The sequence below is a fragment of the Neobacillus sp. S1115 genome, from assembly GCF_055385565.1.
In genome coordinates this window covers 2655026-2669570 of record NZ_AP038275.1, presented here as the reverse complement: position 1 = coordinate 2669570, position 14545 = coordinate 2655026, and the positions used below count along the sequence as shown (strand labels likewise).

Here is a 14545-nt window from a genome sequence, read left to right as displayed (position 1 = left end):
TTCTTAAATTTGTGGAATATTCTATGAAAAATAGGCTTCCTTGTTGACAAGAAAGGTGTCAGGCATGAAGAAATATTTTCATCAAAAAAGCCCTCCACAAAGGAGGGTTTCTATAAACCAGATTATTTAAATTTCTTATAAATATCAAATAAATACTTGAGAGAAATGGCGATACCGCCAATAAAATAGAAGGTTACCAGTATCCATCCTGACGGGTCTATGGAGAGCATTGAAATGAGGATATTTAATGGGAAGATGAAGTAGAGGACATCCTTAAGATAGTCTAAAACTAATGTTGGGCTGAATGAGCCTTTCCAAAATGATTTTACAAAAGCTATCAGAAAATCAATAAGCATAAGTCCGAATGCAGCCCACAACGTATAGAGCATCCAATCTGCAAGTGCAAAAGACATTATTCATCACCTCCTTACTACATAATATTCGTGTAGAATTAGCTGGTGAGAATAGTGAAAAATTTTATTATAAACAAAATAGTTTAAAATTAGACAAGATATGAGCACAATAAACGAGAAAAATTTATATTTACTATATTTAACTAGAGAAGAGGATGAAAATGGATGGGATTAAATAAAGATTGCATGTATTGCATGGAGGATGAAAGACGAGACAATCTTATGATTAAAATAGCTAATCTTGGTGTTTCCACAGTTTTTCTCTTTAAAGAGCAAACCTATAAAGGCAGATGTAATGTAGTATATAAGGATCACGTAAAGGAACTTTTTGAACTTAGTGACCAGGAATTATCTTTATTTATGAACGATGTAAAAAAGGTAGCAGCTGCTATTGACAGGGCTTTCCAACCAAATAAGATAAATTATGGTGCATACGGTGATACATTACATCATTTACATTTGCATGTCGTCCCAAAATATGAAGGAGAAGATAATTGGGGATCAACCTTCGTAATGAATCCCGGCAAAGTTTATCCGACTGACAAAGAATATTCAGATATGATCAAACAGATTAAAGCCAATTTAGATTAATCCAGAAAACAATAATAAAGCCGCCCACCTTGTGAGCGGCCTAAAAGTTTATTTTTGTAAGCCGTTTAGATTTTTCTGAAATTCTATGAAATATTGTAAAGTATCAGGATTCGCTAATGAGCCTGTATTCACTGCCTTTTCAACAGGCGTTCCCATCAAAATTTTCTTGATCGGTACCTCTAGCTTCTTTCCGTTCAACGTTTTCGGCAGTTCCTCAACTACAAAAATTTCATTTGGAACATGCCTAGGGGAACAATCTTTACGAATAGCTTGATTAACTCGGGACCTCACATCGTCAGACAGCTCAGTTCCTTGTTTTAAAACTACGAATAAAGGCATATAGGATTGCTCGGCACTTAGCGGCAGATCGACAACTAAGCTATCAAGGACTTCAGGCACCTTTTCTAGTGCACTATATATTTCACTTGTCCCCATCCGGACTCCGCCGCGATTAATCGTTGCATCCGAACGCCCGTATATGATGGCGCTGCCCCTTGAAGTGATTTTAATAAAATCACCATGGCGCCAAATGCCTGGGTACATGTCAAAATAGCTGTCGCGGTAACGCTCGCCGCTTTCATCATTCCAAAAATAAATCGGCATCGATGGTGTCGGCTCGGTAATGACGAGTTCTCCTATCTCATCTGTCAGCTCTTCGCCCTGTTCATTAAATGACTTTACAGCAGTACCAAGCGCTCGGCACTGCAGTTCACCAGTATGAACTGGCAGGGTAGGTGCACCACTAACGATTGAGGTACAAATGTCAGTTCCGCCACTTGTCGAAACGAGCCAAAGGTCTTCTTTCACCTGTTCATACACCCATTCAAATCCGCTGACAGGAAGAGGTGACCCCGTTGACCCGATACTTTTTAAATGGGAAAGGTCAAACTGTTCCTTCGGCTTCAGGCCTGCCTTCATGCAAGCCGTAATGAAGCCCGCACTTGTTCCGAACATGGTCATTTTCGAAGATTCGGCAAATTTCCACAATGTATCATAATTTGGATATGCTGGATTACCATCATATAATAGAATCGTTGAACCCACCAGTAAACCGCTTACAACTACATTCCACATCATCCAGCCAGTGGTGGTATACCAGAAGAAACGGTCATCTTTAGAGATATTGCTTTGCAGCGCCATCATTTTAAAATGCTCTAATAAGATTCCGCCCTGGCTTTGGACAATCGCTTTTGGTTTGCCAGTAGTACCGGATGAATATAAAATCCACAGTGGATGGTCAAATGGCACTGCCTCGAATGATAATTCTGCCCCTGTTGTAATTTCAAGTGGATGATTCCACAAGACAGCGTTCGTTAACTGTCCGATATTTGGCTCTTCATTTATGTTTGGGATAATGATTGTTTGCTGTAGAGTTGGCAGTTCCGCTTGGATTTTTTTCACCAGTTCAAGGCGATCAAAGTCTTTTCCTCCATACCGGTAACCATCAACGGCAAACAATACCTTAGGTTCAATTTGCTTAAAGCGGTCAATTACGCTCATGATCCCAAATTCAGGTGCACAGCTTGACCAGACGGCCCCGATGCTGGCACAAGCAAGAAAGGCTGTAATCGTTTCATGAATATTGGACGCATACGCTACTACACGGTCTCCCGGCTGAACTCCAAGTGATTTAAGATATTCGGCAATGGCCGCGGTGTTCTTTTTCAATTCAGCCCAGGTTATTTTCCCCTGCGTTCGGTTTTCACTTTCGTATATAATTGCATCTTTTTCAGGGCTTTCATTCCGAAATACATGCTCTGCATAGTTTAAAGTAGCTCCAGGAAACCACTGAGCCCCTGGCATTTTCCTTACCTTTAAAACCTCTTCATATGGCGTTTTCGCCTGAATGTCAAAATAGTGCCAGACGGCAGACCAAAAGCCTTCAATCGAGGTAACTGACCACTTCCATAACTGTTCATATGTATCAAAGTGCAGTCCCCGTGTTTCTTCCAGCCATATCATGAATTTTTTCAAGTTCGATTCATCCTGGAATTGTTGTGAAGGCTCCCACAACAACTTTCCTTCCATTTTTTCAATCGTCATTGCTATTCCCCCAAATGTCATGTTCGAATTATTTTAGCTACACTTACCATATACGAGTTTAGTATAGTGATTTCCTTCTTAATTTTTCAAAAAATGAAAAAACTCATCTGAAAAGAAATGTTGGGTATTTTTCTAAAGAATAGACTTCAAGAAATGGAACCTTCGGAAGAAGCACCTAGTATCCACCATGAAAAATAGATTGAAAAAGTATACAATTATTTTTATTGGAACTAAATTATGTTAAAGGATGTAGCTAATGGATTGGAAACCTAACAGAGAATCTAAAATACCGATTTATAAACAGCTTGCAGTATATATCGAGAACGGGATTGCGGATGGGACTTTTCCACAAGATAAACCTTTACCTTCTGAACGGGGCATGGCGAAAAATCTCGGTGTAAATAGAAGCACCGTCATTGCGGCGTATGACGAATTGGAATCAAATGGACTGATAGAGCGAAAAAAAGGCAGTGGAACAACCATAAGCAAAGATATCTGGGGCATGTCTAAGAATCGAATTCCAAGTTGGAACAGATATATAGAGGCAGGCTCGTTTCTTCCCAATTTGCCCGTAACGCAACGGATACATAAAGAAATGGCTGAACAAAAGTTGATTAATTTAGCCAGCGGTGAATTATCTCAGGATTTATTTCCTGTAACGTCTCTTAGGGAAATTACAATGAACAGGTCCTTTATCGGGACCTTGGGATATGACCACCCACAGGGTAATTCGATATTCAGAGAAACACTTACTAAGCATGTGAAGGAGTTCCGAGGGATAGAAACGAATCCTTCATCTATATTGGTTACTTCGGGAGCACAGCAAGCTTTGCATCTTGTGGTGCAATGCCTGTTAAAACCAGGAGACGCAGTTGCCCTCGAGAATCCTTCCTATCATTACAATCTGCCAGTATTTAAATCCGCAGGAATCAAAACCTATTATTTAAAGATTGGTAAGGAAGGCATTAACCCGAACGATATTGCCGATTTATATAAAAAACATAGAATTAGGATGATTTTCTTAAATCCAATATTTCAAAATCCTACGGGAACGCTTTTGTCCCTAGAGCGCAGGAATAAAATTCTTGAAATATCGTCTGAATTTGGAATACCAGTGGTGGAGGATGATCCCTATAGTTTATCCGCTTTTTCAATGAAAAAAATCCCAACTCTAAAATCATTAGACGATCATGGAAATGTTTTATATATTAGTTCTTTGACAAAAATAGTTGCATCGGGGCTCAGAATAGGATGGATTATTGGACCAAAGCAGGTCATTGAAAGGTTAGCAGATGCCAAACAGCAGGTCGACTTTGGACATGCCAGCTACTCTCAATGGATTGCAAATGATTTTTTAGAATCTGATGGTTTTGAATCACATATGAAAAAGTTAGTTAAGAGGTTGGAAAGTCGCAGGGATCAAATTGTTGAAAGCCTGGGGACGTTTTTAAAAGATCAAGTCGATTTTTATATCCCGCAAGGCGGCATTCACTTGTGGTGTCGAATTAAAAATGAATGTGATGAAATTCAATTATTAGAGGAATCAATAAAAAGAGGAGTAATATTTGTCCCCGGTTCAACAATGGGGACTGAAAAGGGATTCGTCCGTTTTACCTTTGCAAGGGAAAACGAGGAAACAATTAATGAAGGAATTCGAAGGTTTGCTGATGCACTAGAGATTGTTTCAAACTAAATGAAGAAAAAAATAAGACCATCCTTCAAGATGGTCTAATCTACTCCAATATAGATTCCGAGTGAAATTAAAGCGATACCGATAATAACAACATATATTAAAGTTAAATTGGTTGTGTTTCTTTTTGTTGAACCGCTGTAATCTTCATCAGGTTTCCTGGTGATTAATAGAGTTGAAACTACAGAAAAAATAAGGATTAAAATTACTAAACCGACCATTATATTCATATCGCACCTCGAATTATAAAGCTTTTGCTAGCTATATAATATCGAAAATGCATTGATTAATGACCATCCAATTCAGCTAAAAATAGACCATCCAATTTTCAATAACATTTTACAACACTGCTTTTTTTATCTTAACTCTGTTTCTTCGTATTGAAAAGTAGGATAAAATAACCGATTAGCCCAATCGTCACCACTACCAAAAAGATGATTTTAAGGGGCATGGGGAGGAATAGAAATGCTATTGCAAACCACGCGAACATCAGTGCCAGTGGACTAGTTGCCCTTAGCACTTTATAGAAAATTTGCATTCCTCCTGTTCGGATATACGGTGTCGCTTCCAATAACAAGATTGTAGGGTTCATGATAGTGCCATAAATTAGCGGGAAAACTACATACAGGGGAATTTCTGTTTTGAAGGATAATTCCAACAGGTAAGCCAACCCTAATGCAAATGCTTGCATGAAAAAGTCAAGGTGTGCCGATTTAAGCTTTCTAGCATTCGTAAAAACCTTTGCCAAAAATGTTTCTTTCTGATAAAAAACTGCCGCAAGCGGCAATGATAAAATAATGCCAATCATAAAAGAGAACAATCCCCACTCCAATAAAAGAGAGTTCATACCACTCTTCCTTCCACATCATTCTAATAAAACCTGAAAACGAAAATTGCCACTATAAAATCAAATGCAGCGCACAATGGCGGGAACCATCTTACCACTTTCGTTTTAATTATTTTGGGATGATGGAGCATATCCCAGATTCCATGAAGGATAAAACCAATGCCAACCCAAATGGGAGAGTACAACAGTCCCCAGACAGCACAATTAAAAAACAGCAGCGCCATCACAGATTCAATAGAGAGCCAAGTTAACCGCCCATCCGACAATGCAGCACCAGCATACACACAAGCAGTAAAAGCCAGAAATAATGTGAACAGTTGATATGAAACTGGAACAGTAAAACTGTAAAAAAGTCTAACAGTCAGCAGTGACAATAAGACACCAGCAACCATATTCCTTACATTGGATTTCATCTTAATATCTCCTCTCAATATACTTATTTGGTATGCTTTCATCATATTTCAGTTTGGTCATCTTCTAGCCGCAAATTATGTAGTCTTCCCCGCAAAAAAATGAGGGCTCCCTGCAATCTTTTTCTTTCAATAAAAATGGCCGGATTTGCACCGGCCTCTTTCATTAGTTATTATATTTCTTATACACTTCTTAACGCGTCAATTGGATTTAGCCTTGAGGCCTTCCGTGCTGGGGCAATGCCAAAAATAATCCCAATGGCAGCGGAGAAGCCAAACGCAAGCACAACAGTAAATGCCGAAAGTGTAAAACTTGCCCCAATCAAGATACATACAGCGTAAGCTATTAACACACCTAGCAATAAGCCAATCGTTCCACCAAAGAGTGATAAAAATACCGCCTCCAGGAGAAACTGCTGTTGAATCCGCTTAGGCTCTGCTCCAAGGGCTTTTCTTAGCCCGATTTCGGTCGTTCTCTCTGTGACAGAAACAAGCATCATATTCATTATCCCAATGCCCCCAACGATAAGAGAAATGGAGGCAATCCCGCCCAGCATGAGTGACATCATGGTTGTTACCCTATTGATGGACGACAGCATATCCTGCATATTGATAATGGTAAACCCGTCTTTATTGTAGTTAAATGCCTGGTTTAAAACAGCTTCGATATCACTAGTTATTTTTTCAGAGTCATTGGCATCGCTCATAAACACGTCAACATTGTTAATATATCCGGTTCCTAGCAGGCTCATCGAGGTGGTATAAGGAATAATGACCGCATCGTTATTTGACGAATCCGAAAAACTGCTTGATTCTCGAAGTGTTCCGATCACCGTATAGGTTACACCGGCAATTAGCATTTTTTTACCGATTGGGTCTTCCCCCCAAAACAGTTCTTGTGCAATATTGGCCCCAATAAGGCATACTTTATTTTCATTATCAATATCCAAAATGTTGAGACCCCTGCCAGATTCAATCAGGTCTTTTGTCTTAGAAAAATACACATCATTTTTACCTTGAACGTACACATCCTTTTTTTCATTTCCGTTATAGACCACCGTTGTGTTTCCAGTTAGAGTCGGGGATACTCCGGCAACATTCTCGATTTCTGATAGTTTTTGAATATCGCTGTCGTGTAAGCCTTTTTTTAGAGGTGTTCCGATGGCTTGAACAGTTATTTTATCGGCCCCAAAGGAAGAAAACTCGCTTGTCATACCGTCCATCGCACCTTTCACAATTGTAATCAAGGCAATGATGGAAGCAACGCCAATCACAATCCCTAGCATGGTTAAAAACGAGCGCATTTTGTTATGGACCAGATTCATCCAGGACATTTTGATATTCTCTTTAAACATAAGCAAACTCTTCTCTCAGTTTGCCGTCTAATATGCGGACAATTCTACTGGCATTTTTCGCAATTTCGATATCATGTGTAATCATGATAATCGTTTTTCCTTCTTCATGAAGCTCATGAAATAGCTCCATGATTTGCTGACCGGTTTTTTGATCGAGTGCACCGGTTGGTTCATCGGCCAGCAATATGGTTGGGTTGGTCACCATTGCACGGGCAATGGCTACCCTTTGCTGCTGCCCCCCCGAAAGCTGATTGGGACGATTTACCAATTTATTGCCAAGCCCGACTCGCTCAAGCATTTCCCTGGCCCTATGTTTTCGATCCTTTTCAGGCATGCTGGCGTAAACAAGTGGAAGCTCCACATTTTGTATCGCATTAAGCCTTGGAAGCAGCTGGAATTGCTGAAATATAAAGCCGACCTCCTTGTTGCGGATTGCCGCCAGAGATGATTCATCCAGTTCATCAACCTTTTTATTCGACAAATAATAATCACCGCTCGTCGGGGAATCGAGGCATCCTATTATATTCATCAGTGCGGATTTCCCAGACCCAGATGGTCCTAAAATAGCTACAAAATCATCTTTATTTACTGTCAGATTAATATTATCTAAAACAACCTGCTCTTCCTCACCCATCACGTACGTTTTTGTAATTTGATTCATATTCAGAATTTGTCCGTTCATTATGGATTACCTCCATGCATCATCGCAGGAACGGCATTATCTTTATCGATGATCATCACTACATCACCCGCGTCAATACCTTCTTTAATCTCAATAATTGTTCCGTCGTTAATGCCCGTTTGAACATATTTTTTGACTTGGCCACCTTTTTCTGAAGGTATTAAAACATACGGCTTATTTTTGCTGTCAAAATTGATGGCTTTCATGGAGAGCGTAATGATTCCCGATACATTTTGTTTCAAAATTTTTGCCTCTGTACTCATCCCTACTTTAATCACATCGTCATTGTTGAGGTCAATCGTAGCAGAAAAATAGGAAACACCGTTTTCGTTTGCGGCTTCCTTTGAAATGGCGGAAACCGTACCTTTAATTTCTTTTTCCAGCGCATTTACGGCTACATTCACTTCTTGACCAACTAATAGATATTTAAGGTCGTATTCGTCAACTTTAACGGTTGTTTGTAATACAGCATAATCGACGATGTCGACTAATTGCGCCCCTGCCATGAGCTCCGCGTTTTTTTCAACATAGATTTTTGTGATTTCTCCGTTAATTGCTGCTTTTATTTTTTTACCATCCTTCGTTTCTAACAAGACATCGCCGCTTTTCACCATGTCGCCTGTTTTCACCTTTACTTCCTTAATCTGCATTGGAGCATCACTTGTAATTGTCTTTCTGTTTTTAGCTTCGACCGTACCGGAGAAGGTGTAATAGGTAGTAATGTCGTCAATTTGGGCTGTTTCCTTTTCGAAAGTCCCTAATCCCTTTGGCGTAAAGATTACTGCTGAAATGATGGCAATTGCTAATAGTCCAACTATTGACCAAATTACTATCTTCTTTTTACCTTTCTTTTTTTTGTTTGTATTCATAAAATGAATCCCCTCCCTTATTCGATAATTTCATTTTACGGCGATTCCCTCTCCTTCTAACCGCAGACTTTTAGATAACCCACCGCAGATATTAGGGGTACCTCCGCATGATTTTGGGGTGTGGATTTTTAAAAAAATGGTTGTCACAGTAAATTAATGAAGGATCTTCCGGGTATATTATGAACATCTGAATGTATCGGGAGGAAGAAAAAGTGAGTAACAATACCCTATCCTTTTTTGCTTTAGGCGGCATTAATGAAATTGGCAAAAACATGTATGTGATTCAATATAATGACGATATCGTGGTGATTGATGCCGGCGGAATGTTTCCTGATGAAAGCTTGCTTGGAATTGATTTGATCATCCCAGATGTGACCTATTTGGAAGAAAACCGTGAGAAAATCCGCGCTCTAGTTGTCACTCATGGACATGAAGATCATATCGGCGGAGTTCCTTATTTTTTAAAAAAATTAAATGTTCCCATCTATGCAACTCGTTTTACTCTCGGTTTGATTGAATTGAAATTGGATGAGCACCGGCTGAAACGGGATACGAAACTCGTACCGATTGATGCAGATTCAGAGTTAGAGTTTGGTGAGATTAAAGTCTCGTTCTTTAAAGTCAGTCACAGTATTCCGGATTGCTTGGGGATTGTGTTTCAAACCCCGGAAGGGAATGTTGTTCATACAGGGGACTTTAAATTTGACCTCACCCCGGCTAATAGCGATCAATATTCCGATATACATAAAATGGCTGAGATTGGCCAAAATGGCGTTTTGGCATTAATTTCTGAAAGTACGAATGCAGAACGAAAAGGGCTCACTCCTTCCGAGCAAATGGTCGGAAGCCATATGTTGGAGGCTTTTCTTCGAGCTCGAGGAAAAATTTTCGTTTCGACTTTTGCTTCCAATGTTAATCGCGTGCAGCAAGTCGTGGAAGCCTGCATTGAGACGAATCGAAAGCTAGCCTTGCTGGGCCGAAGTATGGTGAATGTAGTAGATGTTGCCATTGAACGCGGTTATTTGCTTATACCTGAAGGGATGCTGATTGAGGCAAGCGAAATCGAAAAACTTGCCCCCGAACGTGTCGCCATTCTATGTACCGGAAGCCAGGGCGAACCAAATGCCGCTCTCGGACGGCTGGCAAGCGGAAGCTATCGGGATGCTTCGATTTATCCCGATGATACTGTTATTCTAGCAGCGTCCCCTATTCCCGGGAACGAAAAGGATGTTTCTCGGATTATCGATAACTTGTTCCAAAGGGGCGCCCATGTGATTTACGGCTCGGGAAGCTCAACCGGGATGCATGTATCGGGCCACGGCTATCAGGAAGACCTAAAACTGATGCTTACATTGATGAAACCCACCTACTTTATTCCGATTCACGGGGAATACCGGATGCTCCACCATCACCGCATGCTTGCGGAATCGGTTGGAGTGGAAAAAGGAAATACCTTTATTATCCGGAATGGGGATGTCGTGGATATTCAAGACGGGGTTGCGAGGCAGACAAGATCCGTACCTGCCGGTGATACTTATGTAGACGGCGTGAGTGTCGGTGATGTGGGAGAGATTGTGCTTCGTGATCGGAGGCAACTGTCTGAAGATGGCATGCTAGTAATCGTTTTAACGTTGAGCAAACGGGACCAAAGGATTATCCAAGGACCCGACACGATTACGCGCGGATTTGTGTATGTGAAGGAATCTGAGAATTTGATGAGGGAAATTAACAGCCTTGTCAAAAAGACAGTCAATGACTTACAAGAAGAAAACATTCGGCAATGGAATGTCATCAAACAAAACATCAAGAAGACTGTAGGACAGTATCTCTTTAAGCAAACAAAAAGAAAACCGATGATATTGCCGATTATTATTGAAATCTGAATTAGAGTCAGGCACCCTTGTAGGTGTCTGACTCGTTTTTTAAAGTGTTTTCACATGTTCTGTCAACTCAGCAATATACGAATCACTTAAAAACCCGGTGCCTCCCCTGATAATTTCCTCGAGATAATGGTCAGGCGGTGCTGTTTCGGAGTCTTTCGAAACGACGATGAATGTTAGTACATCTTGGACTGTCTTGCCATCCATCTTAACATCAATTAATGCAGGCCGGTAGAGACGAGTATGAACGCCCTCGCGCCGGTATAAATATTCGAGACATTCATATGGAATCTCGTAAACCTTCCCTTCCACAACGCCGCCCTCTTCCACAATATCTGCCCGCCCGCCGTCAGGCAGCTTTTTTGTAAACCGAAGGGTGTAACCCTTAAGCTCTGCAACCCCTGCTAATTTTTGAAAATAATGATCGACCCCAGCTAGCTTAAACCTGGCATGGTCCAAACAGCTGCCATATGCAAAATACAGAACGTACCCACTTTGTTTTTCAAACTGATACACCTTCCAGTCACCTAGTACGATTGGCGTACTTAACATGCTTTCGTTGTGTTTGGCAACCATGTAGATATAGGCTTCCGTCTTCCTATTGTCATGAAAAATGATTTGTTTTTTACGGTCGTATAAATTGTCGTGACTATGTTCCTCATATTCTTCCAATTCGTCCAGGCAGCATAGATGATTATCTGAAACTAGGTATAATTCCCCATATACCGTATCCGATTCTGATTCTTTCACCGCAGGATATCCTAGTCCGGTATCGAAAAGTCTTCCGTTTGTCCAAGCCTGCTCAGCTACAAGCTCTGCCCCCTGCAACAAATGATGATATTTTTCATTCTTTCTCAATGTTCCATAAACGAAAACGTAATGTTTGTTCATTTTTTTCAGCAATCCCTTTCGTTGAACTAAATTCATCCAATTCTACCCTTATCTTTACTTCGGCATAAAAATCCTAGATTCCTTTTACAGTTAGAGTAATTTTTATTGGATTCCTTTCTATACATGGACTACTGGTTTACTGGAAATAATAGCATTTAGTTAAAGTGAAGGGGGCTTTTTAATGGATCTCAATATTTTTAGAATAATAAATAAAATGGCTGGCCGTTCTCGTTTTTGGGATATGATCATGATAACCATTTCGAAAAAAGCTCGTTATGTATATGTATTATTATTAATTATCTTGTGGTTTCGCAATAAGAAATTCTCGCTATTAACGGGGGTATCGGTTGGGGTTACCTATATTATTACTTTCATAATAAAATTTTTCAATTATCAACCAAGGCCTTTTGTGAACCATGAGGTGCATTTATTACCTCCTATTCCAGCAAAAAAGGATTCATCCTTTCTAAGTAAACATACAGCATTGGCTTTTGCGGCAGCTGTTTCAGTGCTTTTATATCAACGAATATTTGGAAAAATAATGTGGTATTTGGGTATATTTATCGGAATCTCTCGGATTTGGATGGGGCACCATTACCCTTATGAAATTATTAGAAGTGCTGCACTCGGAAGTATAGCTAGTTTCATGGTTCACCTTACGAAAAAGCTGTGGGATCCATTCTTATCCCGATTTATTTATTCATATAATCGTTTTTGCTCCTTTTTAAAATTCTAATTAAAATAATGTTAGCGGGAGCAGCCTTTAGGATTCCTCCCTCTTTTTCATATTTGTTTTAATTATGTTGTTGAATAAACCTGCTGATTAGTTGGTTTAAGTTAGGAGCTGACTTCGTTGGTATCTGGTGCTTTTCATATATAAATTTTAATTCATTATTAGGAAGCTTTTCATTTAAAATTTTGGCATATTTATGAAACGATTTATCTTTTTTTCCATAAATCAATAAAACCGGATGATTAATGGTATGTAATTGATTGGTACAATTGTATTGCAAGCTATAATTGTAATATTGTGCGATGTTTCTTGTATCACCATTCAGGGCTTCTTGATACATAGCTTTGAATATTTTTTTATCATCGGAATTGCCCCAGGAAATCCCTAAAGCCAACAAACGTTTGGCTCCTGCTTCGGCAAGTAGCCGTGCCAGAATAATTCTTTTTTCATTATACCAATCATAAACCTCGGACATTCCGCTTATAATAATGGCTCCCATTGCCCTGTCCGGGTTTGTCAATAAAAATTCCAAGGCAATGGAACCTCCGGTGGAATATCCGCAAAGATACGCTTTTGGGATTCTTAGATGGTCCAAGAGATACAGTATGTCATCCGCAATTAATCGATAGGTAAGAGGCTGCTTGGAATAAGAACTGTGGCCATGTCCGCGAATATCAAAACAAATGACTTTGTAACTTTTCGATAAATTATCCATCTGGTATTTGAAATTTGCACTAGTAAGTAAAGGCGGATGGATAAACACAATAGGTACTCCCTCGCCTTTCACGGTATAGTACAAGTTGATTTCTTCCTTTTCCATAAAAGGCATCGTTAACACCTCCTTTATTTCATATTTCAACTGGCTTTAATATTCAAAGTCACTATTTAGGTTTACTCCTTCATGAAGCCATTATTCCCAAAAGTATTGCTTTAAAATATCAAGGATCAATAAATCATGGTAAAATGATGATAATAGTGGAGTATTTGAACATCACACCTTATATATTTCCAGAATGAAGGGTTATCGTTGACAAAATTTCTGAACATTAATAACAATAAAACAAATCGCTTTTTTATAACACTCATCATTGCCTTAATCGGCGCGCTGATATTTCAATTCCTTAATACCCCTATTCCTTGGCTTTTAGGACCAATGACTGCTGTATTCATTGGCTCGAGGTTTAATCGAATTAATTTATATTGGCCTAGATGGATACGAGATATTGGATTAATCATTGTTGGTTATTCGATTGGGCTGTCCTTTACCAAAACAGCTCTTTATCAAATTGCGGCAAATTTGCCTTCCATGTTGTTAACGACCACTTTACTAATTTGTTTTTGTGCTGGCATTGCCTTTGTTGTAGCAAAGCTGACTGACGTTGATTATCCAACTGTTCTAACCGGAAGTATCCCCGGTGGTCTATCGCAAATGATTACCTTTGCCGAAGAGATGAAGGGAATTGATATTACAACGGTGACGTTTCTTCAGGTTGCCAGATTAATGATGATTATCTTTTTTGTTCCGTTTCTTGTGTTCGGACCGCTTTTTCAGAATACAGGAAAGGGTAATACAGCCTCATCACTTTTACAAAGCGCAGATCAAACATTTGCTGGAAATTTTCCTTTGATGCTAATTTTATTTGCTGTCATAAGTGTTCTAAGTGCCCTGCTAGCGAAAAAAATAAAGGCTCCTACGCCGTTTTTACTTGGACCGATTTTGGGAACAGCTGTCTTGACGATTGGCGGACTTCACGGACCTGCCCTCACGCCGCCTGTATTAGACCTCTCGCAATTTATGATTGGCGGTTATATAGGACTGTTGTCGAAACCTGAAAAACTGACAAATAAAGCAAAAGTTATTACCCTTGCCATTATCAGCGGGGGACTGATGATTCTCTGCTCATTAGGATTAAGTTTGCTTTTGGTATACTTTCGGTATTTCACTCCATCCACCAGCTTCTTGAGTGTCGCCCCAGGAGGAATGGATCAAATGGGCATCCTCGCTCATGCAATAGGAGCGGACTTATCAATGGTGAGTGGCTTTCAGCTATTCCGGCTGTTTTTCATATACTTTGCCGTCCCGCCAATCCTAAGATGGATATTCAAAATCAAAAAAAACGCAAAATCCACATAAACTTACC

14 protein-coding genes are annotated in these 14545 nt (G+C 39.7%); 5 read left to right on the top strand and 9 right to left on the bottom strand.

The features are described 5' to 3' along the window. Window positions 1-122 precede the first annotated feature (122 nt). On the bottom strand, window positions 123-413 hold the full coding sequence (locus ACZ5B7_RS12950) for a hypothetical protein (RefSeq protein ID WP_213115825.1): 291 nt from the start codon (window positions 411-413) through the stop codon (window positions 123-125). A gap of 165 nt (window positions 414-578) precedes the next feature. On the opposite strand from ACZ5B7_RS12950, the gene ACZ5B7_RS12945 reads away from it, so the two are divergent. Then, entirely contained in the window at window positions 579-1004 is a 426-nt protein-coding gene (locus ACZ5B7_RS12945; RefSeq protein WP_464494047.1) for an HIT family protein, read from the top strand. A gap of 48 nt (window positions 1005-1052) precedes the next feature. Here ACZ5B7_RS12945 and ACZ5B7_RS12940 read toward each other — a convergent pair whose 3' ends face one another. Further along, on the bottom strand, window positions 1053-3047 hold the full coding sequence (locus ACZ5B7_RS12940; RefSeq protein WP_464494046.1) for an acetoacetate--CoA ligase: 1995 nt from the start codon (window positions 3045-3047) through the stop codon (window positions 1053-1055). A 256-nt stretch (window positions 3048-3303) separates the two neighbouring features. On the opposite strand from ACZ5B7_RS12940, the gene pdxR reads away from it, so the two are divergent. Beyond that, window positions 3304-4740, top strand: coding sequence for a MocR-like pyridoxine biosynthesis transcription factor PdxR (pdxR, locus tag ACZ5B7_RS12935; protein WP_464494045.1), 1437 nt, complete (start codon window positions 3304-3306; stop codon window positions 4738-4740). Between the two features lie 358 nt (window positions 4741-5098). On the opposite strand, the gene ACZ5B7_RS12930 is transcribed toward pdxR, so the two are convergent. The 5 genes from ACZ5B7_RS12930 to ACZ5B7_RS12910 all read right to left on the bottom strand — a co-directional run bounded on the left by ACZ5B7_RS12930 (window position 5099) and on the right by ACZ5B7_RS12910 (window position 8900). Next, window positions 5099-5584, bottom strand: coding sequence for a hypothetical protein (locus ACZ5B7_RS12930; protein ID WP_464494044.1), 486 nt, complete (start codon window positions 5582-5584; stop codon window positions 5099-5101). Window positions 5585-5607: 23 nt separating this feature from the next. Continuing rightward, window positions 5608-5997, bottom strand: coding sequence for a DUF6010 family protein (locus tag ACZ5B7_RS12925; RefSeq protein WP_464494043.1), 390 nt, complete (start codon window positions 5995-5997; stop codon window positions 5608-5610). Between the two features lie 179 nt (window positions 5998-6176). Next, window positions 6177-7349: an ABC transporter permease gene (locus ACZ5B7_RS12920; RefSeq protein WP_464494042.1), complete on the bottom strand. Its 1173-nt coding sequence runs from the start codon at window positions 7347-7349 to the stop codon at window positions 6177-6179. Beyond that, window positions 7342-8031 (bottom strand): ABC transporter ATP-binding protein, encoded by a 690-nt coding sequence (locus ACZ5B7_RS12915; RefSeq protein WP_464494041.1) that lies wholly within the window; start codon window positions 8029-8031, stop codon window positions 7342-7344. Before ACZ5B7_RS12915 ends, ACZ5B7_RS12920 begins: the two co-directional genes overlap by 8 nt. Next, window positions 8031-8900: an efflux RND transporter periplasmic adaptor subunit gene (locus tag ACZ5B7_RS12910; RefSeq protein WP_464494040.1), complete on the bottom strand. Its 870-nt coding sequence runs from the start codon at window positions 8898-8900 to the stop codon at window positions 8031-8033. The genes ACZ5B7_RS12915 and ACZ5B7_RS12910 overlap by 1 nt, the downstream gene beginning before the upstream one ends. Before the next feature lie 191 nt (window positions 8901-9091). Here ACZ5B7_RS12910 and ACZ5B7_RS12905 point away from each other — a divergent pair, with 191 nt between their 5' ends. Next, entirely contained in the window at window positions 9092-10783 is a 1692-nt protein-coding gene (locus ACZ5B7_RS12905) for a ribonuclease J (RefSeq protein WP_464494039.1), read from the top strand. 39 nt (window positions 10784-10822) lie between these two features. Here the strand turns inward: ACZ5B7_RS12905 and ACZ5B7_RS12900 are convergent, their stop codons facing one another. Next, window positions 10823-11707: a gamma-glutamylcyclotransferase gene (locus ACZ5B7_RS12900; RefSeq protein WP_464494038.1), complete on the bottom strand. Its 885-nt coding sequence runs from the start codon at window positions 11705-11707 to the stop codon at window positions 10823-10825. 145 nt (window positions 11708-11852) lie between these two features. On the opposite strand from ACZ5B7_RS12900, the gene ACZ5B7_RS12895 reads away from it, so the two are divergent. After that, window positions 11853-12407, top strand: a complete 555-nt coding sequence (locus tag ACZ5B7_RS12895) for a phosphatase PAP2 family protein (RefSeq protein WP_464494037.1) — start codon at window positions 11853-11855, stop codon at window positions 12405-12407. A gap of 58 nt (window positions 12408-12465) precedes the next feature. Here ACZ5B7_RS12895 and ACZ5B7_RS12890 read toward each other — a convergent pair whose 3' ends face one another. Continuing rightward, on the bottom strand, window positions 12466-13233 hold the full coding sequence (locus ACZ5B7_RS12890) for an alpha/beta fold hydrolase (RefSeq protein ID WP_464494036.1): 768 nt from the start codon (window positions 13231-13233) through the stop codon (window positions 12466-12468). A gap of 198 nt (window positions 13234-13431) precedes the next feature. On the opposite strand from ACZ5B7_RS12890, the gene ACZ5B7_RS12885 reads away from it, so the two are divergent. Continuing rightward, window positions 13432-14538, top strand: a complete 1107-nt coding sequence (locus ACZ5B7_RS12885) for an AbrB family transcriptional regulator (protein ID WP_464494035.1) — start codon at window positions 13432-13434, stop codon at window positions 14536-14538. The last annotated feature ends 7 nt before the right edge of the window (window positions 14539-14545 follow it).